General features: G+C 42.9%; 19 protein-coding genes. 8 read left to right on the top strand and 11 right to left on the bottom strand.

Annotation, left to right across the window (positions count from 1 at the left end; genetic code table 11):
* Positions 1-197: 197 nt before the first annotated feature.
* The 6 genes from rnb to prfB all read right to left on the bottom strand — a co-directional run bounded on the left by rnb (position 198) and on the right by prfB (position 7,321).
* The gene (gene rnb / locus L5B76_RS02625; protein WP_265754123.1) at positions 198-2,177 is read right to left on the bottom strand and encodes an exoribonuclease II; all 1,980 of its coding nucleotides are present in this window, start codon (positions 2,175-2,177) and stop codon (positions 198-200) included.
* A 69-nt stretch (positions 2,178-2,246) separates the two neighbouring features.
* Complete coding sequence (locus L5B76_RS02620) at positions 2,247-3,035, bottom strand: SDR family oxidoreductase (RefSeq protein WP_035685113.1); 789 nt, start codon at positions 3,033-3,035, stop codon at positions 2,247-2,249.
* Between the two features lie 115 nt (positions 3,036-3,150).
* Positions 3,151-3,906: a Nif3-like dinuclear metal center hexameric protein gene (locus tag L5B76_RS02615; RefSeq protein ID WP_265754122.1), complete on the bottom strand. Its 756-nt coding sequence runs from the start codon at positions 3,904-3,906 to the stop codon at positions 3,151-3,153.
* A gap of 63 nt (positions 3,907-3,969) precedes the next feature.
* Positions 3,970-5,478, bottom strand: a complete 1,509-nt coding sequence (gene lysS, locus L5B76_RS02610; protein WP_265754121.1) for a lysine--tRNA ligase — start codon at positions 5,476-5,478, stop codon at positions 3,970-3,972.
* A 54-nt stretch (positions 5,479-5,532) separates the two neighbouring features.
* Positions 5,533-6,207, bottom strand: coding sequence for a Fic family protein (locus L5B76_RS02605; protein ID WP_265754120.1), 675 nt, complete (start codon positions 6,205-6,207; stop codon positions 5,533-5,535).
* 15 nt (positions 6,208-6,222) lie between these two features.
* A protein-coding gene (prfB, locus tag L5B76_RS02600) for a peptide chain release factor 2 (protein ID WP_265754119.1) occupies positions 6,223-7,321 on the bottom strand; the annotation gives its coding sequence in 2 pieces (ribosomal slippage) (positions 6,223-7,245 and positions 7,247-7,321; 1,098 coding nt in all).
* 160 nt (positions 7,322-7,481) lie between these two features.
* Between prfB and dsbC the strand changes: the two genes are divergently transcribed.
* From dsbC to L5B76_RS02580, 4 genes are all read left to right on the top strand, one after another.
* Positions 7,482-8,168, top strand: coding sequence for a bifunctional protein-disulfide isomerase/oxidoreductase DsbC (gene dsbC / locus L5B76_RS02595; protein WP_115249919.1), 687 nt, complete (start codon positions 7,482-7,484; stop codon positions 8,166-8,168).
* 85 nt (positions 8,169-8,253) lie between these two features.
* Complete coding sequence (gene recJ, locus L5B76_RS02590) at positions 8,254-9,975, top strand: single-stranded-DNA-specific exonuclease RecJ (protein WP_265754118.1); 1,722 nt, start codon at positions 8,254-8,256, stop codon at positions 9,973-9,975.
* Positions 9,976-9,984: 9 nt separating this feature from the next.
* Positions 9,985-10,653, top strand: coding sequence for a thiol:disulfide interchange protein DsbA/DsbL (locus tag L5B76_RS02585; RefSeq protein ID WP_103853239.1), 669 nt, complete (start codon positions 9,985-9,987; stop codon positions 10,651-10,653).
* Positions 10,650-11,339: a 5'-methylthioadenosine/adenosylhomocysteine nucleosidase gene (locus L5B76_RS02580; RefSeq protein ID WP_265754117.1), complete on the top strand. Its 690-nt coding sequence runs from the start codon at positions 10,650-10,652 to the stop codon at positions 11,337-11,339. The genes L5B76_RS02585 and L5B76_RS02580 overlap by 4 nt, the downstream gene beginning before the upstream one ends.
* An 89-nt stretch (positions 11,340-11,428) precedes the next feature.
* Here the strand turns inward: L5B76_RS02580 and L5B76_RS02575 are convergent, their stop codons facing one another.
* From L5B76_RS02575 to L5B76_RS02555, 5 genes are all read right to left on the bottom strand, one after another.
* A complete protein-coding gene (locus tag L5B76_RS02575) occupies positions 11,429-12,061 on the bottom strand; it encodes a DUF1919 domain-containing protein (protein ID WP_265754116.1) in 633 nt (210 codons plus the stop codon).
* A 2-nt stretch (positions 12,062-12,063) separates the two neighbouring features.
* Complete coding sequence (locus L5B76_RS02570) at positions 12,064-13,311, bottom strand: multifunctional CCA addition/repair protein (RefSeq protein ID WP_265754115.1); 1,248 nt, start codon at positions 13,309-13,311, stop codon at positions 12,064-12,066.
* A gap of 17 nt (positions 13,312-13,328) precedes the next feature.
* The gene (locus L5B76_RS02565) at positions 13,329-13,931 is read right to left on the bottom strand and encodes a TIGR04211 family SH3 domain-containing protein (protein WP_115249906.1); all 603 of its coding nucleotides are present in this window, start codon (positions 13,929-13,931) and stop codon (positions 13,329-13,331) included.
* Positions 13,932-14,043: 112 nt separating this feature from the next.
* Positions 14,044-15,306 (bottom strand): inorganic phosphate transporter, encoded by a 1,263-nt coding sequence (locus L5B76_RS02560; RefSeq protein ID WP_265754114.1) that lies wholly within the window; start codon positions 15,304-15,306, stop codon positions 14,044-14,046.
* A gap of 39 nt (positions 15,307-15,345) precedes the next feature.
* Entirely contained in the window at positions 15,346-16,026 is a 681-nt protein-coding gene (locus L5B76_RS02555; RefSeq protein ID WP_265754113.1) for a TIGR00153 family protein, read from the bottom strand.
* Between the two features lie 159 nt (positions 16,027-16,185).
* Between L5B76_RS02555 and L5B76_RS02550 the strand changes: the two genes are divergently transcribed.
* From L5B76_RS02550 to L5B76_RS02535, 4 genes are all read left to right on the top strand, one after another.
* Positions 16,186-17,298: a CYTH domain-containing protein gene (locus L5B76_RS02550; RefSeq protein ID WP_265754112.1), complete on the top strand. Its 1,113-nt coding sequence runs from the start codon at positions 16,186-16,188 to the stop codon at positions 17,296-17,298.
* Positions 17,291-18,664, top strand: coding sequence for a DNA repair protein RadA (gene radA / locus L5B76_RS02545; RefSeq protein ID WP_265754111.1), 1,374 nt, complete (start codon positions 17,291-17,293; stop codon positions 18,662-18,664). The genes L5B76_RS02550 and radA overlap by 8 nt, the downstream gene beginning before the upstream one ends.
* Before the next feature lie 208 nt (positions 18,665-18,872).
* Positions 18,873-19,361 (top strand): leucine-responsive transcriptional regulator Lrp, encoded by a 489-nt coding sequence (lrp, locus tag L5B76_RS02540; RefSeq protein ID WP_115249901.1) that lies wholly within the window; start codon positions 18,873-18,875, stop codon positions 19,359-19,361.
* The gene (locus tag L5B76_RS02535; protein WP_265754110.1) at positions 19,354-22,251 is read left to right on the top strand and encodes a DNA translocase FtsK; all 2,898 of its coding nucleotides are present in this window, start codon (positions 19,354-19,356) and stop codon (positions 22,249-22,251) included. The genes lrp and L5B76_RS02535 overlap by 8 nt, the downstream gene beginning before the upstream one ends.
* Positions 22,252-22,400 lie beyond the last annotated feature (149 nt).

Here is a 22,400-nt window from a genome sequence, read left to right as displayed (position 1 = left end):
AACGTTTTTAGCAGAATAAATAGGCTCAAAATGAATGGTTAAAATTTGCTTAGATAGCAAGCCAATAAAAATTCTCAGAAAATTTGAACCGCACTTTTATCCCCTATGATGAAAGAATTGGTTGAACATTTGAGTTAAAAATAGCCCCATCTTGAGAGTTGGGGCTATTTTGTTTGATATAGCGGGTGAGAAAACGTTTAAACCAAAACCTGTCCGATAATACTTCGTGTTTCCTCTTTCACTTCCGTGAGTTGCACTTGGATTTTATCGCCGATTTTATAGGTTTTTTCGCCTTTGATATAAAGGGCGATTTCGTCTGGGTTTACCTGCATTTCTTCCTTGTTATTGTGAATAGTGGAAGCGGGGATAAACATTGACGCGCCGTTTTCTAACAATAATACACGCAATCCGCCACGCATAACATCTTGGATTTCTGCTTCAAATTGCAGGTTGTTTTCCACTTTGTCGGCTAAGTAACGGCAGTATAGCCAGTCGGCAATATCTCGTTCAATTAAACGGTTTTGACGGCGTGCTTCTTGTAAGCGTTGCAACACCTCGTCTGCTGGTCTGTGATATTGCTGAGTGGTCAGGCTCGCTTTGATTAAGCGGTGATTGACCATATCCGAATATTTACGGATTGGTGATGTCCAAGTGGCGTAGCCTTGCAGCCCTAAACCAAAGTGCGGGGCAAGATCCGCTTTAAATTCGGCAAAAGTGAGATAGCGGCGCAGGCGCAGTTCAAGATAATCCCCTTCAATGGGTTCAATATCGTGGCGCATACGGCAGTAGCCTTCTAGTGTGGCCAAGTTTTCGCTAGAATAACGATCTTTAAGTTCTGCTTCATTTTCTTCATTGGCTAATAGTGAAAGAAGAAATTGCTGTGCGGCCGCAAGATTTTTTTGATCAAAGCCGCTGTGCGTGTTGAAAATGCCACATTTTGCCGTTTCATTGAGATATTGTGCGGCACAAATATTAGCTAAGATCATTGATTCTTCCACAATTTGGTTCGCAATGCGGCGATATTCCGCCACAATTTCCGCTACTTTGCCGTTTTCCGCTAATTTAAAGCTGTAATCCGGCTTTTCTTTAAATAATAAAGAGTGGGTTTTGCGCCATTGAATACGCGCAAGGGTGAATTGGTGTAGCAAATCAATTTGATTTTTTGTGGCTGGATCTTCTGGCTGCCACGCATTTTCTTGTTGTTCTAAATAATCTGAAACCTTGTTGTACGCCAACTTCGCCTTAGATTGTACATTGGCGGATTGGAAAACGGGTTTGTTACGAATATTGCCTTGTTGATCAATTTCAATGGTGCAAACCAACGCGGGGCGCACTTCATTTTCCATGAGAGAACAAAGCTCATCAGAAAGCTCACGCGGCAACATTGGAATGTTGAAACCTGGTAGATAATTGGTAAAACAACGCTGCTTGGCTTCTTGTTCAATCAGTGAATTTTCGTCAATGTAAGCGGTTGGATCGGCAATCGCCACCACTAATTTCCAGCCCACTGCTTGTCCATTTTCTTCCAAGGTTTCGATATAAAGCGCATCGTCCATATCTTGCGTGCTTTCGCTGTCGATAGTCACGAAATGAAGTGCGGTCAAATCTTCACGAGTTTGTTGATCGAGCATTGTGTAACTTTCTTGCCCTTGAACAGGGTAGCGCGATTGTTGATGGCGCGCGAGGGTTACCCACCAAGGGGCAAATTCATCGTCTTTTTGGCAAATGAACTGTGTGATTTGAGCGAACAAAAAGCGATCATCACGCAGTGGGTGCGTTTTTAATTCTGCCACCACCCAATCGCCTTCTTGCAGATCTTCCGTTACCGCTTTGGCTTTATTTGCGCCAATGGGTTGATTGATCTGTGGGTGATCCACCAGCACTTGCAATTTTTTGTCTTTATTGAACCGCACTTTGGCGATAAAACGGGTTAGCATTGGCTCAAGCAGTTCTTCTGGTTCGGCTTGTTCTTTATCGCCAATGGTTTCAATGCGCGCTTTGATTTTATCGCCGTGCATCACTTTTTTCATTGCAGCAGGGGGAATGAAATAGCTTTTTTTCTCCGTTTCTAAAAAGCCGAATGCCTTGTCTGAACCGCGCACCACGCCTTCAACCACAGGTTTGCTATCACGAATTTGCTGTTTTAATTGGGAAAGTAAGGGGTTATTTTGAAACATAATTATTTTTTCTTAATAAACGACAAAAGGCAGACGCATTGGTCTGCCTTATTTTTGTAAAAGTTAAAATTATTCCGCACCTAATTCGCTCATTGCGGTAATGCTGAAACCTGCATCAACGTGCAACACTTCACCTGTTACCCCTGAAGCTAAATCAGAGCATAAGAACGCTGCTGAATTACCCACATCTTCAATGGTTACAGTACGGCGTAATGGCGCAGTATTTTCAAAGGTTGCTAACATTTTCTTGAAGTTTTTAATGCCAGATGCCGCGAGCGTACGGATTGGGCCAGCTGAAATCGCATTTACACGGATACCGTCTTTACCTAAATCTGCTGCCATCACACGGGTGCTAGCTTCAAGCGAGGCTTTCGCTAAACACATTACGTTATAGTTTGGAATTGCACGCTCAGCGCCTAAGTAGGTGAGTGTTACCAAGCCTGAGTTTGGATTAAGCATAGGGCGTGCTGCTTGTGCCATTGCAACAAAGCTGTATGCGCTGATGTCGTGAGCAATGCGGAAACCTTCGCGTGTTGCGGCGTTTACATAATCGCCATCTAACTGATCACCCGGTGCGAACGCAATGGCGTGTACGAAGCCATCAAATTTTTCCCAATGTTTGCTTAATTCCGCAAAACAGTGAGTGATATTTTCATCGCTCGCCACATCAAGGGGAAGAATGATGTCTGAGCCAAATTCTTTGGCAAATTCTTCTACACGCGGTTTTAATTTATCGTTTAAATAAGTGAAAGCTAATTCTGCGCCCTCACGTTTCATTGCAGCCGCAATTCCATAAGCAATAGAGCGATTGCTCGCTAAACCTGTAATTAAAATACGTTTACCTGTTAAGAAACCCATTTTTTATTCCTATTTGTGATGAAAAAATTGTGCATAGTATAAGGGAAAAGTGGCTCTTATACAAAGCTGACCTGAAAATTCGCAAAATTTACACCGCACTTTACTTTCCCATTTTTTATGCCGGATTGTAAATATCTTTAAATTCCACGTCAAAACCGTGATTTTCTGCGAGCCATTCGCCTAAGGCTTTCACGCCGTAACGCTCGGTGCAATGGTGGCCTGCGGCGAAGAAATTAATGCCTTGTTCACGCGCAGAATGAATAGTTTGCTCTGAAACCTCGCCCGTAATATAGGCATCAACTCCTTGTTGCGCGGCAAGATCAATATAGCCTTGTCCGCCGCCTGTGCAAATGCCTACACTGCGGATTAAGTGCGGTGCATTTTCGCCACAAAATAGTGGTTTACGTTGTAATTGCTGTTCAATGCGTTGTGCCAATGCTTGACCGCTGATCGGTGTTTTTAACTTGCCATAAACGGGAATGCTGAATTTTCCTTGTTCCAACGGTTGCAGATCTTCAATATCCAATAACGCCGCAAGTTGGGCGTTATTACCCAGTTCTGGGTGAACATCAAGGGGCAAATGATAGGCATAAAGATTAATATTATTTTGCAATAATGCCTTGATTCGCTTGCCTTTCATTCCACGAATACAGGGATTTTCACTTTTCCAAAAATAACCGTGGTGAACCAAAATGGCGTCAGCATTTTGCGCAATGGCATAATCAATCAAGGCTTGGCTTGCGGTTACACCAGTAATGATTTTTTTCACCTGCTCTCTGCCTTCCACTTGCAATCCATTTGGTGCATAGTCGGCAATAGCATCAGAATCCAGTTTTTGATTAATCAGTTGTTCGAGTGCTAAGTTGTTCATTCTTCTAATAAATTATAATAAAAAGAAAGATAACCAGTGGCTATCTTTCTTTGTTGAGTTTTCTTATCCTTTGTGTTTCATCGCTGGGAATAAAATCACATCACGGATTGATGGAGCGTTAGCGAAAAGCATTGCTAAACGGTCGATGCCTAAGCCTTCGCCAGCGGTTGGTGGTAAACCGTGTTCAAGTGCGGTAACAAAATCGTCATCTTTGAACATCGCTTCATCATCACCTGCTTCTTTTGCTGCAACTTGTGCATCAAAGCGTTCAGCCTGATCTTCTGCATCGTTAAGCTCTGAGAAACCGTTACCAATTTCGCGGCCACCGATAAATAGTTCAAAACGATCGGTCACTTCTGGGTTTTCATCATTACGGCGTGCTAATGGTGAAATTTCCGCAGGGTGAGCCATTAAGAATGTTGGCTGGATTAAGTGATGTTCAGCCACTTCTTCAAAAATTGCATTAACGATAGAGCCTAAGCCCCAAGATTTTTGTACTTCAATGCCTAGCTTGGTAGCTAATTCTTTGGCGCGATCTAAGTCATACAGATCTTCTTTCACAATGTCTTTATCTGCGCCGTATTTCAAAATCGCATCGTGCATTGTGATACGCTCAAATGGCTTGCCAAAATCAAATTCATATTCGCCATAAGGGACGATAGTGGTGCCTAAAATATCCAAGGCCAACTTGCGTAACAACTCTTCGGTGTTATCCATTAAATCGTGATAATCCGCATAGGCTTGATAATATTCGATCATCGTAAATTCAGGGTTATGACGTACAGAAACCCCTTCATTACGGAAGTTACGGTTTAGCTCAAACACACGCTCAAAGCCACCGACAACAAGGCGTTTGAGATAAAGTTCCGGCGCAATACGCAGATACATATCAATATCTAAAGCATTGTGATGGGTCACAAACGGACGAGCCGCCGCACCACCGGGGATCACTTGCAACATTGGCGTTTCTACTTCAATAAAGCCTTTGCTGATGAAATATTCACGCATTCCTGCAATCACTTTTGAGCGGATAATAAAAGTGCGGCGAGATTCTTCGTTAGAAATGAGATCCAAATAGCGTTGGCGATAACGCATTTCTTGATCCGCAAGACCGTGGAATTTGTCTGGCAATGGGCGTAAGGCTTTGGTTAAAAGCTGAACTTCACTGGCACGAACGGTAAGTTCATTGGTTTTGGTTTTGAATAGCGTCCCTTTCACACCCACAATATCGCCTAAATCCCAGTTGCCCACGTCATCGGCATAAACGCCCTCAGGCAGGTTGTCGCGAGCAATATAAAGCTGGATACGGCCACTCATATCTTGCAAGGTAACGAAAGTCGCTTTACCCATAATGCGACGGGTCATAATACGTCCGGCTACTTTCACTTCCACACTTTGTTCTTTCAAGGCTTCGCCATCAACCTCATCATATTGTTGATGTAAATCCTGCGCAAGCGCATCACGGCGGAAGGTATTTGGAAACGCATTGCCTTTTTTACGCAGTGCCGCTAATTTTTCACGGCGAACCAGCATTTCACCGTTTAAATCTAATTCTTGGGTTTGTTCAGTCATTTTGTTTTACCTTTATTAAAAAATAAAATTTGTTTGATTTTGAGATCTTAATGTTTATTTTGCTTTTTCCACAATCATCTCAATAGTATCTTGGACGCTTTTTTCCAGCAATATTTTCATTTTTTCCACATCAGAAAAAGCATCGTAATACATTGGGCGATCTTCAAACTTTATTGTAGTCAGCGGATAACCTGCTTTGAGTAATTCTAAATTCAGTAAAAGCCGCCCAGTACGCCCATTTCCATCAATAAAAGGATGGATACGCTCAAAAGCGATGTGAAACTCTGCTAATTTATAGAAAAAATCTTGCTCGTCTTTATTTTCATCTTTGCGGTGATAATTTTCTAAAATTTGTTCCAAACGTAAACTGATTTCAAAAGGCTCAGCGGTTTTCACATCAGTATTTAGAATTTCAACAAGCTGCGTTCTAAATCCTGTTCTTTCTGGTTCAACCAATGCCTGAATTTCACGAATGGTACGCAAAGATAAAGGTTCTTGGGCTTTTGCTAATTCAAAGACAAAATGCAATGCGCGATGATGATTTTCTACATCGCGAATATCTTTAAGGGGTTTTGATACGCCAAAACCATCTTTTAAAACGGTAACCGTTTCCCCTAAAGTTAGACTATTATTCTCAATTTTATTGGAATGATAATTGTAGAAATAAATCAAATCATCATTAATAAAGGGCAGAGCCTTGAGAATTTTGTTGATGTCATTTATTGTCATTTTGTTACCTTGAGTTTATAGCCCAGCCTTTAAACTCGCCTCAATAAACCTGTCCAGATCACCGTCTAGCACGGCTTGGGTGTTGCGGTTTTCTACGCCAGTACGCAGATCTTTAATGCGTGAATCATCAAGCACATAAGAACGAATTTGGCTGCCCCAACCAATGTCGGATTTGTTGTCTTCCATTGCTTGCTTTTCGGCATTTTGCTTTTGCAATTCTAATTCGTAAAGTTTGGCCTTGAGCTGTTTCATCGCCTGATCTTTATTTTTATGCTGTGAACGATCATTTTGACATTGCACCACAATACCGCTTGGAATATGGGTAATTCGCACCGCACTTTCGGTTTTATTTACGTGCTGACCACCTGCGCCAGATGCGCGATACACATCAATACGCAAATCCGCTAGATTGATTTCAATATCAATATTGTCATCAATTTCAGGATAAACAAAGGCAGCGCTGAAAGAGGTGTGGCGGCGATTGTTGGAGTCAAACGGGCTTTTACGCACTAAGCGGTGGATCCCTGTTTCGGTGCGTAGCCAACCAAATGCGTATTCGCCAGAAATGCGAATAGTGGCCGATTTTATGCCTGCTACATCGCCGTCTGAAACTTCCATTAATTCCGTTTTAAAGCCTTTGCTTTCCGCCCAACGCAAGTACATTCGCAACAGCATTTCTGTCCAGTCTTGCGCTTCTGTACCGCCTGAGCCAGCTTGCAGATCCACATAGCAATCCGCCGCATCATTTGCACCGCTAAACATACGGCGAAACTCAAGTGCGGCTAATTTTTGTTCTAATTCATCTAATTCTGCAACGGCTTCGTTGAAGGTGTCTTCATCTTCTGCGTCAATGGCAAGTTCTAACAAGCCATCAACATCGTCCAAGCCTTGCTCTAAGTTTTTGATGGTATCCACCACCGCTTCTAAGCTGGCGCGCTCTTTGCCGAGTGCTTGCGCTTTTTCTGGCTCGTTCCATACATCAGGCTGTTCAAGTTCAGCGTTGACTTCTTCTAACCGTTCGACTTTGCTATCAAAGTCAAAGATACCCCCTAAGGGTTGCCGTGCGTTCAGCGAGGTCGGCAATTTTATTTTTGATTGGATTAATTTCAAACATAAATTCAGTTCTATCTAATTTTGCATATAAGAGCCGAATTATATGCTATTTTAGCCCAATTTGGTAGGTCAATTATGTTGAAAGCCTTTTCCTATTAGCTTGTTGATTGGGCTTGTGATAAAATCCGCCTTTCACAAGGAACAGACATCAGGAAAGAAAAATGAAGAAAATTATTACCGCACTTTCGTTAGCCGCGTTGTCGGTCTATGCCGTGGCGAGCGATGCACAAATTGAAGCACAATTAAAAAAACTTGGCGTATCACAAATGGAAATTAAGTCATCGCCGATCAATGGCTTAAAAACAGTTATCAGCAACGAGGGCATTTTTTACGCTTCCGAAGACGGCAAATATGTGCTGCAAGGTCAGCTATATGAGCTAACTGACAAAGGTGCGGTGGATTTAACAGGAAAATTTTTGCTAGATAAATTAAATAGTTATAAAAATGAAATGATTGTTTATCCAGCAAAAAATGAAAAATATGTAGTAACCGTATTTATGGATATTACCTGCCATTATTGCCACTTATTACATCAACAACTTAGCCAATATAATGATTTAGGCATCACCGTTCGTTACCTTGCATTTCCGCGCGGTGGCTTAAATAACAATACAGCAAAACAAATGGAAGCCATTTGGCAGGCGAAAGATCCTGCGCAAGCCTTAAATGAAGCGGAAAAAGGCAACTTGCCGAAAACCTTAAAAAATGCTGATATTGTGAAAAAACATTACGAACTTGGTGTGCAATTTGGTGTGCGTGGTACGCCAAGCATTGTTACGCCGAAAGGTGAGCTTATCGGTGGTTATTTACCGCCAAAAGAATTATTACAGGCATTGCAAGAAGAATAAGTGCGGTGGAATTTTGTGAAGTTTTTTGCTGGGCGAGCTAATTTGTTCGCCCAAAAATAGAGAGATTTAAGCCTATCAATTCAATATGAATAAAACAATCCAACGCCGCCCCATTAGCACAACACAGCCGATTAGCGATCACCCTTTGCTTGATCGCCTTTATCGTGCGCGCCAAATCGAAAATCCGCAACAATTAGACCGCACTTTGAAAGCGATGCTTTCGCCACACACGTTATTTGGTATGGATAAGGCGGCGGAATTGTTGGCGCAAGCGCGTATGGCGCAAAAAAATATTGTGATCGTGGGGGATTTTGATGCCGATGGCGCAACCAGTACGGCATTAACCGTAGTGGCGTTGCGTCAGCTTGGCTTCCAACAGGTGGATTATCTTGTGCCAAACCGCTTTGAGCAAGGCTATGGCTTAAGTGTTGAGGTGGCAAAGCAGGCGCTAGAAAAAAATGTGGAACTTCTAATCACAGTGGATAACGGCATTTCTTCTTTTGAAGGCGTGGCATTTTTGAAACAACAGGGCGTGCAAGTGGTAGTTACAGATCACCATTTACCCGGCGAAATGCTGCCTGAAGCCGATGCCATTGTGAATCCGAATTTAGCGCAATGTGATTTCCCTTCTAAATCCTTAGCTGGCGTGGGCGTGGCGTTTTATGTGATGTTGGCATTACGCGCTAAATTACGCGAAAAAGGCTTATTTGATAGCAAAACTCAGCCTAATTTCACCGAATTGCTTGATTTGGTGGCACTTGGCACAATTGCTGATGTGGTTCCGCTTGATCAAAATAACCGTATTTTAGCCTATCAAGGCTTACAGCGTATCCGTGCAGGGCATTGTCGCTATGGGATTCAAGCCTTGGCGGAAGTGGCAAATCGTGATATGAGCCGTTTCAGTGCATCAGATTTAGGTTTTGCCATTGCGCCACGCTTAAATGCCGCAGGGCGTTTGGATAATATGTCGGTGGGCGTGGAATTGTTATTGGCTGAAGATATGCCTACCGCGCGTGCCTTGGCCTTAGAGCTAGACGGCTTAAACCAAACGCGCAAAGAAATTGAGCAAGGAATGAAATTAGAAGCGCTAGAAATTTGCCGAAAATTGACCGCACTTACTCCGCCGTTACCCACAGGTATTGTGCTTTATCAAGCGGATTGGCACCAAGGCGTGTTGGGGATTTTAGCGTCAAGATTGAAAGATCAATTTCATCGCCCCGTGATTGCCTTTGCGCAAGATCAAGCTGGCGTCCTGAAAGGTTCGGCGCGTTCCATTGAAGGCTTGCACATTCGTGATGTGTTGGAACGTTTACATTCTCGCCACCCAGAAATGATCCTAAAATTTGGCGGCCACGCAATGGCGGCAGGGCTGAGCATTCAAGAAGAAAAATTTAGCGATTTCCAACGGCTCTTTAATGAAGTGGTGACGGAATGTTTAGATGAAAAAGATCTGCAAGGCGTAGTTTGGACAGACGGCGAACTGAATACACAATTTATGAATTTAGATACCGCAGAATTGCTCAAACAAGCTGGCCCTTGGGGGCAAGCCTTTCCTGAGCCCGTGTTTGACGGTGAATTTAAGCTCTTACAACAGCGTTTAGTGGGCGAGCGTCATCTTAAAATGATGGTTGAGCCGCAAAATGGCGGGCCATTACTCGATGCCATCGCATTTAACGTGGATACTCGTTATTATCCTGATCTTTCGTTAAAAAAGGTGAAATTAGCCTATAAATTGGACGTCAATGAATATCGTGGACAACGTAATATTCAATTGTTGGTGGATTATATTGAACCTTTGGCAGAGTAGTACAATCTGATGTGGCGATTAATTTTCTTTATCACAGGGCTTAGTTTTTTGCTCGCGCAAAGCGCAAGAGCGGAAAGCGAAACACCGCCCACCTTACAAATTAATCAATTTGAAGATGGACGGGATTATTTTTCCTACGAAGAACCGCTAGCCATTCCCACGCGCGCAGATCATAAAATTCTGTTGCAATTTTTCTTTGATTACGATTGCCGAGTTTGTTCCGTGGCGCAGGATATTCTTAATTTATATAGCCAAATTAACCGTGATAATGTTGTGCTTATCGAAACGCCCGTGGCAACGGCAAAAGCAAATTTAACGGCAAATATTTTCTATGCTCTACAAGCAATGAATGCGGAAAATGTATCGGATTTATTGTTATTTGAAAGCTCAGAAAAACATCGTTACACCGAATTATCTCGCTTTTCTAACTTGCTAAAATGGCTACAAGAACAACACATTGATACAGAACAATTTCGCAAATTATATCATTCAGCAGGCGTGCGTTTGCAGGTGCGCGATGCCATTCAACTGACCGAAGATTATGGCGTGTTTACCTATCCTTATTTGATTGTGGAAGGAAAATATGTGCTGACCGCAAGCACGCTTTACAACGATGATTACAGCTTTGCGGTGCTAGATTTTTTAATCAACAAAATATTACAAGAGAAAAAACAATGAAAATCGGAATTGTAGGTGCAATGGCACAAGAAGTGGCTTATTTATCTGAGCTAATGGAAAATAAAACCACCACGCAAATTGGCGGCGCGACTATTTACCAAGGCTCGATTAACGGCAAAGACATTGCCTTATTGCAATCGGGCATTGGCAAAGTAGCCGCTACAATGGGAACAACGGCGTTATTACAACTCGCAAAACCTGATGTGATTATTAACACTGGCTCGGCAGGTGGCGTGGCGCAAGGGCTAAAAGTGGGCGATGTGGTGATTTCAACCCAAACTGCTCACCACGATGCCGATGTTACCGCATTCGGCTATGAAAAAGGTCAGCTACCAAATTGCCCTGCACGTTTTAATTCTGACGAAAATCTCACCGCACTTGCGCAAAACGTGGCGACTGCCCAAGGGCAAAAAGTGCATAAAGGCTTAATCTGCTCGGGCGACAGCTTTATCCACGGCGGTGAACCCTTAGCACAAATTAGACAAGATTTTGCTGATGTGTTAGCAGTCGAAATGGAAGCCGCCGCCATTGCCCAAGTGTGCCACGCTTTCAACGTGCCTTTTGTTGTGGTACGCGCAATCTCTGATAGTGGAGATGGTGAAGCCAGTATGTCCTTTGAAGAATTTCTCCCCCTCGCCGCCAAACAATCCTCCGCAATGGTCTTGGCGATGATTGATGCGTTATAAAACATAATGAAATAAAGCCTTAGTGAATACTAAGGCTTTTTAGTTTGGCATTAATTAGGGGATAACTTGTTGATCACATTCATAGCTATTTAGTGTTGATTTCTACCATTAAACCACCCCACATAATCAAACTGATCATAATAGCGTTTGCCGAACAAGTTAGAATAGGCAAAAAGATCGCTTAGGCTATTTTGTTGCTCAAAACCTTGAATATAAAAAGCAGAGCGTATTTCGGGATAAGGTTTATGGGTGAATACCACTTTGTTTTTGTAAGGCAAGGCATCAAAATCGTTGAGATCTTGTTCTGTACAGCCATCGCGATCGGTCATAATGATAAAAAGATTATCGAAGTCAATACGTTGTGAACGCTGTTGCCATTTTTCTTGAGCTTGTTGAGCATTGGCATAATGCACAAAATGGATTTTTATATCATCTAAATAAGCCACAGGGTAGGGCTTATCGTTATCTTCTACAAATTTTAGCGGTTGTTGCTGATAGTGTTCAATGCGTTGCAAATAACGAATGAAATCTTGTGGCTTAAGGTATAAATTCACAAAAGGTGAATTGAATGGTTGCCCTAAATCGTGCAACATAAATGCCCCATTGCAATTACTGGCTAATACGCTCATTCCCTTATTTTTCAAGCTATTACGAAGTTTGGGATTAATGAAAAGTTTGCGCATTAGCGCGCTGATTTTAGTTTTGATGAAAGAAAATAACATTATTAATCCTTTAACCGTTGTTTTTCCTGTTCAATGGCTTTTTGGCGGCGGCGGTTTAATTCTTCGCGGATTTTTTCTTTTTGAAATCCATCGGCAATCACTTGTTGCACATCAACTTGTAATGCGGCTTGGTACAGTTTGAGTAGAAAATCCGCTTGCGGGTAATCAACTTGTCCAAAGCCTGCGCGGCCTTTGGCATCGGCGGTGCAAACGAGTAGTAGTTCTTTGAAACGTTCTGGCTTACGCCACACATCGAGTTGATTGAATAATTTTAAGATAGTGGCAGGGCGTAGCTCAAAGGCTCGGTGGACATTGGTGTGTGTTTCGCAAACAAGGCACGCCAGTTCTTTAATGTAGCTTGGCACTTTGAGCCGATTGCAAAGATTGCGTGTTGGCATAACGCCTTTTAACTCGTGGCCAAAATGGCGTGGCAGAAGATCTTTTGGCGTGAGCGCTTTGCCAAGATCGTGGCAAATTGCCGCAAAACGCACCGCACTTTTTTGTTGAGCTGAGCTGTTTTCGGTGAGCTTTGTGGCTTGCTGTAAAACCAGCATTGTGTGGATAAAGCTATCCACTTCAGGGTGATGTTGCACGGGATTTGGCACACGGTAAAGGGCGTTAAGCTCAGGGAAAAGTACCGCTAATGCCTTGATTTTCCTTAAAATATCAAAATAAATTTCAGGATTTGGCGTTTGTAGGGCTTTTTCTGTTTCTAGCCAAACGCGTTCAGCCGTGAGATATTCAAGCTCGCCCGATTTGGTGATTTGCTTCATTAAGGCAAAAGTTTCAGGGGCGATTTGGAAACCTAAATAATGGTAACGTGCAGCAAAACGCGCCACTCTTAACACGCGCAAAGGATCTTCGGCAAACGCAGGGGAGATATGGCGGAGTAGGCGATTATTCAAATCATTGATACCGCCATAAGGATCGTGCAATTTGCCTTGGCTGTCTTGTGCAATGGCGTTAATGGTGAGATCGCGGCGGATCAGATCTTGTTCCAAGCTAATGTCGGGGCTGAAATCGCACACAAAACCGGTGTAGCCCACGCCGGCTTTTTTTTCTGTGCGTGCAAGGGCATATTCTTCTTTATTTTGGGGATCAAGAAAAACGGGGAAATCTTTCCCCACTTGAATATAGCCTTGTTGCAATAGTTGCTCTGGTGTTGCGCCAATCACCACCCAATCTCTGTCTTTAACTGGGAGATTAAGTAGTTCATCGCGCACGGCACCGCCAACTAAATAAATTTCCATTTTGCTAAATGGGGTAGTTATGCCCAGCCATCACGGCGGCGACGTTTTGGCATAATGAAAGGTAAGATTAAGCCAAGTAGCAAACCAACACCTAGCACTGAACCACCATAAATAAACCATTGGATCGCGATTTCACGTTTGCCTGCATCAAGCATTGCTTCTAAATCGCGGTTTTTATTTTTGGTGATTTCAAGTTCACGGTTGAGCTGAGAATTTTGCTCTAATAATTGGCTGCTTTGTTGCTCAGCTTGTTTGGTGCGGCGTTGCATTTCGCTGGTGCGTTGTTGCCAATCACCGTCTAATTGATTGAGTTTTAAGGTTAATTCTTCAATTTTAGCTTTTAATCTTGGATTTTCATCTTTACTGCTTGGCGTGCTAGAAAGTTCAGAGGTTAAGATCCAAGCTTCACGATTTTTGCTATCACGAATAAGCGTATAGCGATCTTTGTGGTTTAGCACGGTTACCGGTTCGCCTGAACGAATTGCCCCTGCAATTTTAAATTGATCGCCCGCCCCTTTGCGTAAAAAGGTGGAAAGGTTTTCTGTTACATAGCGGGTTTCCGCTTGCGCAAATGGCACGGAAAGAAAGAATAAAAACAAGATCTTAGTAATTTTTCGCATTACAACACCTTAAAAAATAGACAATAAAAAAGTGCGGTAAATTGTACCGCACTTTCTTTCATTCACAAAATCTTTGTCTTATTTTGTGTGCTTTTTCTATGGCTTACGCAAATTAGATGAAAATGGCGTGTAGCACATAGTAAATTAAAATCGCAAAGAATGCGCCCGCAGGTAAGGTGATCACCCAAGAGGCGATAATATTGCGAATTACCGTTAAGTTTAATGCAGCGATACCACGCGCAAAGCCGATACCTAAGATCGCACCCACAAGGGTTTGTGTGGTGGAAATCGGTAATCCCGTACCAGAAGCCAGTACCACGGTGGTTGCCGTTGCAAATTGGGCTGAGAAACCACGGCTTGGGGTCAGATCGGTGATCCCTGTCCCAATAGTTGCCATCACTTTATAGCCCATAACGATTAAACCTAAGGCGATCCCTGCCGCGCCTAATGGTAAGATCCACCAAGCAAGTGGGCTTTTCGCCATAATTTCACCACCGTTATCCACGATAGAAACCACCGCAGACAAAGGCCCAATAGCATTCGCTACATCGTTTGAACCGTGCGCAAACGCCATTGCACAGGCAGTGAGTAGCATTAAAATGCTGAACACTTTTTCTACCGCGCCAAAGGTTCCTGATTTAACTGTTTGACGGAATTTTTTGCTGCGGAAATAGAAATGGCTTGCTACCACGGAAAGGGCGCTAATGGCTAATGAAATGAAGAAAGTTTGGCTACCAGTTAAATGTAAACCAACGTGCTTTAAGCCTTTTATCATTGTTACTACGGACAAAATAAAGATGGTGAGTCCCATATAATATGGGCCATATTTTTGTGCGTTGCGTAACGGTTTTTCCGTATCGAAAATCAGTTTTTGTGTGCTGAAGAAAATGCCATACGCCACCACGCCTGCGATCACAGGGGTGATAAACCAACTGCCCACAATGTTGCGGATAGCAGACCAATCAATAGAGTTTGGCCCAACGGTAATTAAACCGAAACCGATAATTGCACCAATAATGGTGTGCGTGGTGGACACTGGCCAACCCATTCGTGAGGCAATGAGCAACCATAATCCAGAAGAAAAGAGTGCAGCCATCATACCTAACGCCAAAATTTCTGGCGTGGCGACATATTCTATTGGATTTAACACCCCACTTTTAATAGTTTCTGTTACTTCACCACCGGCTAAATATGCCCCTGCACATTCAAAAATCATAGCAATGATAATGGCTTGTTTAGCGGTAATGGTGCCTGAACCCACGGACGTTCCCATTGCGTTAGAAACGTCATTTGCTCCCACACCAAATGCCATAAAAAAGCCGAACGCCGCTGTGATGATCACTAATAAAGTGCCATATTGTTGAATAACTTCCATAGTATTATTCCTATGTTGCTAACAATTGTTGCTTAACAATTATGAACGAGCCAACATTAATTCAATGCGTGAACCCACACGTTGTGCTTGATCTGCAAGCACACCAATCCATTCAAGGATTTTATATAAGAACATTGCATCAATGGGATTAAAGTCATCTTCCAGTGAACGCATTGTTCGACGTAGTTTAATTTGCATTTGATCCGTATCATCTTCAATATCATCAAGGGTTTGGATCATTTTATTGACAAATTGCACTTCACGCCCTTTGAAACCCGTTTCAAGCAAGCCGTCCATTTCATCGATCACAAGATGCGCTTGTTCTGCGGCATCAATGCTGCGAGTTAAATATTTCATAAAATCTTCTTGCATTTCAGGTGGGAATGGGCATTGACGGCCAACCATTCTGCCTGCAATATCTTTAGCGTAGTTCGCTAATTTATCTTGTTGCGTAACCAGTTCTAATAAATCGGTACGCTCAATAGGCATAAACAAACCGCGTGGCAGTTTTAAGCGAATTTCACGCTTTAATGTATCTGCTTGGCGTTCTGCTTCAGAAATCTTTTTGCGTAATTTTTCTGCATTTTCCCAATCTTCTTGAAAGGTGTATTCAAAAAATGGAATGAGATATTTACAACAATCAGTTACCTTAGCAGAATGACGTGCTAAAGGCTTTAATGGGGAATGGGCAAATAATCCTAAAATATTATTTACAGCCATAAGATAACTCCTTCTAGGGGTTAGGTTGATAAATTTTTGCGCATATTCATCTTGTTCAAGTCTATGCGGGCGTAAAAATACACTATATTTCATCGAAAAAACAAGGAATTTATTAGATAATATGAAAAAACTTGATTAAGGTTGGAAGGAATCGACAAAATGAGTACAGAAATTGAATTAAAACTACTAATTCCGCAATTTGGCTTAAATTCATTCAAGCAAAATTTGCTGAAAAACGCACCGCACTTTCATCAGCAGGCATTTTTAGGCAATACTTATTACGACACCGCCGATAAATTTTTCGCGCAGCACCAAATGGGCTTGCGTGTTCGCAAAGAAAATCAACAGTTTACCTTAACCTTAAAAACCAAAGGGGAAGCGCTAGGTGGCTTGCATATTCGCCCTGAATATAATTTGCCGCAGCAAAGTGAAACGCCTGATTTGGCGCAATTAGTGGAAAACTATGATCTCGATCCCAGCTGGAAAACCCTTTCATTACAGCCGATTTTTGCCACGGATTTTGCGCGAGAGACCTTTCTTATTCGCCCTGAGTTTTCTCCACAGACAGTAGAAATTGAAGTGGCGCTTGATCAAGGCAAGATTTTGGCTGGCGATAAACAGGCAGAAATTAGCGAAGTGGAATTTGAGTTAAAGCAAGGTAAGGTGGCGGATTTGCTCGATTATGTGCGATCTTTGCCATTGGAAAATGGCGTGCGATTAAGCGCCATTAGCAAAGCGCAACGAGGTTATGCCTTGGCAGAAAATCATCAGCCTAAAGCACAAAATTGGTTAGATAAATGGCGTGATTTTTTAGATTTCGCGCAAAGTGCGGGCAATTTTTCGCAAAAATTAACCGCACTTTTCCAGCTGGAACAAGGTCTAATTGAAGAAACCTTTGCCTTAGGGCAAGCCTATTTTGCCGAAGACTTTTTGCGCACGGTGGAGCGAATCGGCGCGTTTTTCAATCTTTATCATTTTTATACGGAAAATGGCAATTTGTTGGAAAATGCCTTTAATCAACAAGGTTTAAGCGATGCGCTTAAAACAGATTGGCTGGCGTTGGTGGAAAGTAGTCAGCAATGTTTGGCAGAATGTAAACAGCTGATTGCACTTCATAGCGAAACAAAAAATAATGCCGAAGTGATCGCGCAATTATTTGATTTATTGCAATCGGCATTTTATTTACAACGAATGTTAAATCTCATTTCGCTTACTTATATTGAAGAGAATGAAGCAGCGAATTTGGAAAATTTGGAGATGAACAATGGCTAAAGCAAAAACCGCCTTTGTGTGCAATGATTGCGGTGCGGAATATTCCCGCTGGCAAGGACAGTGTAATGCCTGTAAAGCGTGGAATACCATCACTGAAATTCGCCTAGCCCCAGCCAAAGCAAGCCGTGCTGATCGCTTCAGTGGTTATGCAGGGGAAACGCAGGCAAAAATCCAAACTTTGGCAGAAATCAGCTTGCAAGAAGTTCCCCGTTTTCACAGCGGTTTTTATGAGCTTGATCGTGTATTAGGCGGAGGCATCGTACCAGGTAGTGCCATTTTGATCGGTGGACACCCCGGCGCAGGGAAAAGTACCTTATTATTACAGGTGATGTGTGGTTTAGCGCAAAATATGACCGCACTTTATGTTACGGGCGAAGAATCCTTGCAGCAGGTGGCTATGCGCGCCAATCGTCTTGGGTTGCCAACAGATCGGCTGAATATGTTGTCGGAAACGTCCGTAGAGCAAATTTGCCATTTAGCCGATCAGCTTAAGCCACAAATCATCGTGGTGGATTCCATTCAAGTGATGCACCTTGCGGATATTCAGTCTTCCCCCGGTAGCGTTTCCCAAGTGCGCGAATGTGCGGCGTTTCTAACCCGTTATGCGAAAACTCGCCAAGTCGCCATTATTATGGTGGGACACGTTACCAAAGACGGCACATTAGCGGGCCCGAAAGTGCTAGAACACGCTATTGACTGTTCCTTGTTATTAGAGGGCGAAGCAGATAGCCGTTTCCGCACATTGCGTAGCCATAAAAACCGTTTTGGCGCGGTCAATGAACTTGGCGTGTTTGCGATGACAGAACAAGGCCTGCGCGAAGTGAAAAATCCTTCTGCCATATTTTTAAGCCGTGGCGAAGAAGATACCGCAGGCAGTTCCGTAATGGTGCTATGGGAAGGCACACGCCCGTTGTTGGTGGAAATTCAAGCCTTGGTGGATCACTCAATGCTCGCCAATCCAAGACGGGTTGCGGTGGGCTTGGAGCAAAATCGCCTTGCTTTATTGTTAGCCGTATTGCACCGCCACGGCGGCTTGCAAATGTCTGATCAAGACGTGTTTGTCAATGTGGTAGGTGGCGTAAAAGTGAGTGAAACCAGTGCAGACTTGGCCTTATTACTGGCATTGATTTCTAGCTTCCGAAATCGTCCATTACCAAAAGATCTGGTGGTGTTCGGCGAAGTGGGGTTAGCAGGGGAAATCCGCCCTGTACCAAGTGGACAAGAACGCATTTCTGAAGCCGCAAAACACGGCTTCACCCGCGCCATTGTGCCATTCGCTAACAAGCCAAAAAGTGCGGTGAAAAATATGCAAGTTTTCACCGTGAAAAAATTGGCAGATGCCTTGGCGATTTTAGATGATTTCTAAGCGATCGTCAGTGATTGGAATGGCGCGAGAAAAGAGAAAAAGATAGAAAAAACGTACCGCACTTTTTCCGTTTTTCTGTTATTTTTAATCTTCCGTTTTTCCCTAAAAAAGACGGATTTTCAATTATAAAATTTTATGTTTTAGTGTAAACTTAGCGATTATTTCTGTTTTTAGGCGAGTATTACCGCTATTTTGAGTGGAAAATTTTATGGAAAAAAAATTACCTAAGGCGCTTGATGCCATTGATATAAAAATTCTGAATGAATTACAGCGTAATGGCAAAATCTCTAATATTGATTTATCGAAGAAAGTCGGGCTATCGCCAACGCCTTGTTTGGAACGTGTAAAACGCTTGGAAAAACAAGGGGTTATTATGGGGTACCGAGCCTTGCTTAACCCTGAATTGTTGGATTCGCCGTTGCTTGTGATCGTAGAAATCACTCTAGTACGCGGAAAACCTGATGTATTTGAAGAATTTAATGAAGCAGTGCAACAGCTTGATGAAATTCAAGAATGTCATTTGGTGTCAGGTGATTTTGATTATTTACTCAAAACCCGCGTGGCAGATATGGCTGCTTACCGTAAATTGCTTGGCACAACCTTGTTACGTTTGCCCGGTGTGAACGATACCCGTACCTATGTGGTAATGGAAGAAGTTAAACAAACCAATTTTTTACAATTAAAACAAGATGATTAAAAAAATAACCGCAAAACTCACGCCACAAGATTACTTGGCCGAAATTGGCTTAGGTATCATTTCATTATTGGGGCTTTATTTGATCATTGCGTGGTCAAGTTATAGCCCTTTTGATAACACTTGGGCGGTATCTTCCTCACAAACTGAAACCATTAATAAAGCTGGCGCATTGGGTGCTTGGCTGGTGGGATTATTTTTTACCTTATTTGGGCATATTGGCAATTTAATTCCGTTTATGTTGTTTGGTGTGCCAATTTATTTGTTTAAAAGCAAAGGCTTCAAGCAATTTAGCTGGATTAAATTGATCTGGCGATTATTAGGTGGTGTATTGCTCTTTTGTGGGCTTTGTGGCTTGGCGACACTCATTTTATCAGACACCTCTTCTTATTTAGCAGGCGGCGTATTGGGCGGTAGCTTAGTGATGTGGCTCTATCCGATTTTAGGAAAAATCGGCTTAATTTTGCTCGCACTTTTGGCCGCAATTACAGGCTTTGTGTTGTGTTCTGGTAAAGCGTTAATCTTATTGATAATGAAATTTTATCATTGGCTGACAATGAACGATACGGATTCTGCTCATCAGCAAGGTGATGGGCAAAATGAGCTTGATGAGTCTGATGTAACATTAGAAGAAATTATTATTCAGCCCACTCAGTTTAACGCCAATACGCAGGCTAATCAGGCTAATACAGAAAGCACAGAAACAAAAAATGAGAGCGAAAAAGCACCGCACTTTATTACGATTAATGGCTTGAGTGCATTTGCCAATGATAACGCGCAAACCCAAGAACAAGCTCAGCCAACAACTACGGCAACCCAGTCAGTTAGCCCAGTTCCCAATGCGACTTCTGAAAGTCAGCCATTAGAAAACGATCTATTTGATCCCAACAAAATGGAACGTTTTTCGGATTATGGCGCGGGCGAAGAGCAACCGTTACCAAATGTAACACTGATTCAGACAGAGCAAAACACAGCGCAAGATAGTGTGCAACAAGCTGAGCCAGTGTCAGTAGCACCTGTACAACATTCAGCAAGTTCCCTTGATGATGCAAGTGCGGTGAATTTTTCGTCAGAATTTTCACCAATGGAGCAAACGGCTGAGTTGAAAGTGTCTATTCCGAATTATACGGCACAAAATCATAGCGCAAGCGAAAATTTAGCGGCTCAAGATGATGACACTGACGAATTAGCGCGTCAGTTCGCAGCGCAAGAAGCACAGCGCTTGGCTGAAATGCAGCAGCGCGCAAAAGAAATCAATGCGGAAGATGCTTTAGCGGATATTCTGGCTGAGCAAAACCCAACGCAATCAACGGTAAATCAGCCTGCGGTAAGCCAGCCAACTTACAAGCCTTATGGCGATTCCTTAATTCACCCAGCCTTACAAAAGCAGGTGAAAAAAGCGGAAAAACCCACCACACCGTTGCCAAGTTTAGATTTATTGGATAAACGTGAAGTGGAAGAACAAAATATCACGCGCGAAGAAATCTTAGAAACCTCGCAACGCATTGAACAACAATTACGCAACTTCAATGTAAAAGCGAGTGTAAAAGATGTGTTGGTAGGGCCTGTGGTAACGCGTTATGAATTGGAATTGCAACCGGGTGTGAAAGCGTCCAAAGTTACCAATATTGATACGGATTTGGCGCGCGCCTTGATGTTCCGCTCTATTCGTGTGGCAGAAGTGATCCCCGGCAAGCCTTACATTGGCATCGAAACGCCAAATTTACAGCGCCAAATGGTGCCGCTGCGTGATGTGCTAGACAGCCGAGAATTTCGTGAGTCAAAATCCTTGCTTTCAATGGCGTTAGGAAAAGACATTAGCGGCAACCCTGTGATCGTAGATTTGGCCAAAATGCCTCATTTATTGGTGGCAGGTTCAACAGGTTCAGGGAAATCCGTTGGGGTGAATACGATGATTTTAAGTTTACTTTTCAGAGTGAAGCCTGAAGAAGTGAAATTTATTATGATCGACCCGAAAGTGGTGGAGCTTTCCATTTATAACGATATTCCGCATTTGCTCACGGAAGTGGTAACCGATATGAAAAAAGCCGCCAATGCGCTGCGTTGGTGTGTGGATGAAATGGAGCGCCGCTACCAATTATTATCCGCCTTGCGTGTGCGTAATATTGAGGGCTATAACGAAAAAATTGATGAATATAACGCAATGGGAATGCCAATTCCAAACCCAATTTGGCGACCGGGCGACACAATGGACGCAATGCCACCTGCACTGGAAAAACTGAGCTATATTGTGGTGATTGTCGATGAGTTTGCTGATTTAATGATGGTAGCAGGTAAGCAAATTGAAGAACTCATTGCGCGCCTTGCACAAAAAGCCCGTGCCATCGGTATTCACTTGATTTTGGCCACTCAACGCCCTTCTGTGGACGTGATTACTGGCTTGATTAAAGCCAATATTCCAAGCCGCATCGCCTTTACCGTGGCGAGTAAAATTGACTCGCGCACCATTCTTGATCAAGGCGGTGCAGAAACCTTGTTAGGCCGTGGGGATATGCTTTATTCAGGGCAAGGCTCTTCCGATTTAATCCGTGTTCACGGCGCATTTATGAGTGATGACGAAGTGGCTCGTGTGGCCGATGACTGGCGTGCAAGGGGTAAACCTGATTATATTGACGGTATTTTAGATAGTGCCGATGATGAAGAGGGTGAAGTAGCACGCGGTGGTGATGACGGCGATCTTGATGATCTGTTTGATGAAGTGATGAATTTCGTGATCGAAACGGGTACAACTTCCGCCTCGTCAATTCAGCGCCGTTTCCGCGTTGGCTTCAACCGTGCCGCACGCATTATGGATCAGCTGGAAGAACAAGGCATTGTTTCGCCCCTACAAAATGGTAAGCGTGAAATTCTTTCAAGAAAAATTGATAGATAGGCAGAACTCTGCCTATTTCTAGGTCAGTCTTATATAATTACAGTGAATCTAGAGGGAGAATATACTTATTCTCCTAAAATTTTTCTCAAGCTAGAATTATTACTCATATTAAACGTTGGATTTTATTATTTCAATATTTCCTATTATAG

Origin of the sequence: Avibacterium sp. 21-594, from assembly GCF_026226815.1 — a bacterium.
Taxonomy (GTDB): domain Bacteria; phylum Pseudomonadota; class Gammaproteobacteria; order Enterobacterales; family Pasteurellaceae; genus Avibacterium; species Avibacterium avium.
This window is presented reverse-complemented; position numbering and strand designations above follow the sequence as displayed.

Excerpts from the sequence above, each read along its gene's own strand:
- L5B76_RS02605 (WP_265754120.1), bottom strand. The coding sequence starts at position 6,207 with ATGACAATAAATGACATCAACAAAATTCTCAAGGCTCTGCCCTTTATT.
- L5B76_RS02620 (WP_035685113.1), bottom strand. The coding sequence starts at position 3,035 with ATGGGTTTCTTAACAGGTAAACGTATTTTAATTACAGGTTTAGCGAGC.
- L5B76_RS02560 (WP_265754114.1), bottom strand. The coding sequence starts at position 15,306 with ATGGAAGTTATTCAACAATATGGCACTTTATTAGTGATCATCACAGCG.
- recJ (WP_265754118.1), top strand. The coding sequence starts at position 8,254 with ATGAATAAAACAATCCAACGCCGCCCCATTAGCACAACACAGCCGATT.
- lysS (WP_265754121.1), bottom strand. The coding sequence starts at position 5,478 with ATGACTGAACAAACCCAAGAATTAGATTTAAACGGTGAAATGCTGGTT.
- radA (WP_265754111.1), top strand. The coding sequence starts at position 17,291 with ATGGCTAAAGCAAAAACCGCCTTTGTGTGCAATGATTGCGGTGCGGAA.
- L5B76_RS02535 (WP_265754110.1), top strand. The coding sequence starts at position 19,354 with ATGATTAAAAAAATAACCGCAAAACTCACGCCACAAGATTACTTGGCC.
- L5B76_RS02585 (WP_103853239.1), top strand. The coding sequence starts at position 9,985 with ATGTGGCGATTAATTTTCTTTATCACAGGGCTTAGTTTTTTGCTCGCG.
- L5B76_RS02565 (WP_115249906.1), bottom strand. The coding sequence starts at position 13,931 with ATGCGAAAAATTACTAAGATCTTGTTTTTATTCTTTCTTTCCGTGCCA.
- L5B76_RS02550 (WP_265754112.1), top strand. The coding sequence starts at position 16,186 with ATGAGTACAGAAATTGAATTAAAACTACTAATTCCGCAATTTGGCTTA.
- lrp (WP_115249901.1), top strand. The coding sequence starts at position 18,873 with ATGGAAAAAAAATTACCTAAGGCGCTTGATGCCATTGATATAAAAATT.
- L5B76_RS02580 (WP_265754117.1), top strand. The coding sequence starts at position 10,650 with ATGAAAATCGGAATTGTAGGTGCAATGGCACAAGAAGTGGCTTATTTA.
- L5B76_RS02555 (WP_265754113.1), bottom strand. The coding sequence starts at position 16,026 with ATGGCTGTAAATAATATTTTAGGATTATTTGCCCATTCCCCATTAAAG.
- dsbC (WP_115249919.1), top strand. The coding sequence starts at position 7,482 with ATGAAGAAAATTATTACCGCACTTTCGTTAGCCGCGTTGTCGGTCTAT.
- L5B76_RS02615 (WP_265754122.1), bottom strand. The coding sequence starts at position 3,906 with ATGAACAACTTAGCACTCGAACAACTGATTAATCAAAAACTGGATTCT.
- L5B76_RS02570 (WP_265754115.1), bottom strand. The coding sequence starts at position 13,311 with ATGGAAATTTATTTAGTTGGCGGTGCCGTGCGCGATGAACTACTTAAT.
- rnb (WP_265754123.1), bottom strand. The coding sequence starts at position 2,177 with ATGTTTCAAAATAACCCCTTACTTTCCCAATTAAAACAGCAAATTCGT.
- L5B76_RS02575 (WP_265754116.1), bottom strand. The coding sequence starts at position 12,061 with ATGTTATTTTCTTTCATCAAAACTAAAATCAGCGCGCTAATGCGCAAA.